1 protein-coding gene is annotated in these 2493 nt (G+C 66.3%); it reads left to right on the top strand.

The genetic code is table 11. The features are described from left to right. The first annotated feature begins 996 nt into the window (after window positions 1–996). On the top strand, window positions 997–2217 hold the full coding sequence (gene fahA, locus VGS97_RS10275) for a fumarylacetoacetase (protein ID WP_326853103.1): 1221 nt from the start codon (window positions 997–999) through the stop codon (window positions 2215–2217). The last annotated feature ends 276 nt before the right edge of the window (window positions 2218–2493 follow it).

The following is a 2493-nucleotide window of genomic DNA, read 5'->3' as shown; positions in this document are numbered from 1 at the left end:
ATCACAGGTACGGGCCCTACATCGGGGCAATGCCGCGCCTGTATAGGCCACTGTTCTTCGGCCTTGAGGTCTTCCCTCTGTGGTTCAGTCCGGACGGGCGCTGCGCGGCCGTATTCGGACACCAAATGTGCGCGCGGGCATCACAAGTACTACGCCAGTGTACCGGCGCGTCGCACCTGGGACGAAACCGGCAGGTCAGGCGCCGCTGAGCCGACGTCCCGGGTAAAAGGGTGTCAGTGCCCAAACGGCACCCCTGAGCCCACCTCCCGAACTCGCGCCCAGAGCCTGCACTCCCGAACTCGCACTCCCGAACCCGCACCGCAGGCGCCCGGCTGAGTACCGGTTGCGTAGCGGCCGAGTATCCGAATAGACGCCCCTCTGGTCGAGTAGACGCCTCTCTGGCCAAGGGTGCCAGTCGGTGGGCCAAGCCCATCGACATCATCACCGCTCACATCGTCACCACTCGCATCATAACCGCTCATATCGTCACTGATTGCTCCTGGAGATGTCAGTCGTCGAGGGTGCCAGCGCCTCTGGCCGAGGTGCCCGCGCCCGCTGAGCGACTGCTGGCCAAAGCACGCCACGGCGCGTGTTTGCTCATCCGGCCGGGCGACGGCAGGCTGAGGTACCCGAAGCTGTCATCGCGCCTCGGGCGCCCCACCCGCCGACGCGATGACACCAGACGGATTGACCGCACTCAACGGCAGTCCGCCGGACGGCAGCCGCTCAGCCGTAACCGCACTCAGTAACAAGCGCACGCAGTAGTAACCAGTAACCGCAGTAACCAGTAACCGCACTGGACAGCAACCGTACTGCACAATGACCGCACCGCACCGCACCGCGTGAGACTCAGACTCCGATACGCGAGCACACCAGACCCGGACGGCGCTTGACCATGGCTCCACCTCCTCGAAAATCTTGATCCTGACCGCTTGAACCGCTCCACCCGCACGACATCGCGACTACACGATCGCGACCGCACGGAAGGCTTTCCGCATGGCGCGCAGCTGGCTCGACATCCCCGCCGACTCGGGGTTCGGCCTGAACAACCTGCCCTACGGCGTCATCACCTATGGCGACAGCCCACCTCAGCCCGCCGTGGCAATCGGCCACTACGCCTTCCCGCTCGGCTTGGCGGCAGAGGCGGGGCTCTTCGACGGCGTTGTCGAGGAGCCGGCGGCTGTACTCACCGCCCCGACGCTCAACCCGCTGATGTCGGCCGGGCCGCGTGTCTGGCACGCCGTGCGCACGCGCATCATCGATCTCTTCGAAAGCCGCGGCCACGCCGCAGCCGTGCAGCCGCTGCTGCTCCCGTTGCCTCGCGCGAAACACCACCTGCCCTTCGCAGTCGCCGACTATGTCGATTTCTTCTCCTCGCGCCATCACGCGGAGAATCTCGGCAGGATCTTCCGCCCGGACAGCGAGCCGTTGCTGCCGAACTGGGTCCACCTGCCCGTGGGCTATCACGGCCGAGCCGGCTCCATCGTCGTCTCGGGTGCGCCCATCACCCGGCCCCACGGGCAGCGCATCCCGCCGACAGACACAGAACCCGTATTCGGACCGACCATCCGCCTCGACGTTGAAGCGGAGGTTGGTTTCATTGTCGGAGTACCGACGCAAATCGGTCAAACAGTGCCTGTGGATAACTTTTCCGACCACGTCTTCGGGGTCGTCCTGGTCAATGACTGGTCCGCCCGCGACATCCAGGCCTGGGAGTACCAGCCGCTCGGACCGTTCCTCGGCAAGTCCTTCGCCACGTCGGTCTCCCCATGGGTCGTGCCGCTCGAAGCGCTGACCGAGGCTCACGTCGCGCCGCCGCTCCAGGACCCGCCGCCGCTGCCGCACCTCGCGGGCGATCACTGGGGCTTCGACCTGCGCCTGCGCATCGAGCTCAACGGCACGACGGTCAGCGAGCCGCCGTTCTCCACGCTCTACTGGACTCCCGCGCAGCAGCTCGCCCACCTCACCAGCAACGGCTCGCCGCTGCGCACCGGAGACCTGTTCGCCTCCGGCACGGTCTCAGGTCCCGAACCCGCACAGCGCGGCTCGCTGATCGAGCTGACCTGGAACGGATCCCAGCCGCTGCAACTCGCCGACAGTTCGACTCGCACGTTCCTCGCCGATGGCGACACCGTGTCGATCAGTGCCGTCGCCCCTGGGCCTGGCGGCACCCGGATCGACTTCGGCTCCGTGGTCGGCACCGTCCAGTCCCGCTGATCCCTGCTGATCCACATTGATCTGGCTGACGTTGCGTCACGGCTGCGCCAGCTGGGCGATAGTCCATGACTGCGGCCTGGATTCGAAGGTACGTATGAGCCTGCTGAGCCTGGTGTGTGGCATGAGCACGCCGGGCTCGCAGCGAAGCGTGTCCGTCACCGCTTGTGTCCGTCTGAGTCAGGCCACGTCGATGTGTGCCGCCGTGCACCGAGAGATTAGAGTTCGGCCACGCGTACGTCGCGACGCCAGTAGGCTTGGGCGCGCGGAGGGGGACCC

The organism is Actinocrinis sp., from assembly GCF_035946395.1.
In the GTDB taxonomy this organism is placed as follows: Bacteria; Actinomycetota; Actinomycetes; order Streptomycetales; family Catenulisporaceae; genus Actinocrinis.
This window is presented reverse-complemented; position numbering and strand designations above follow the sequence as displayed.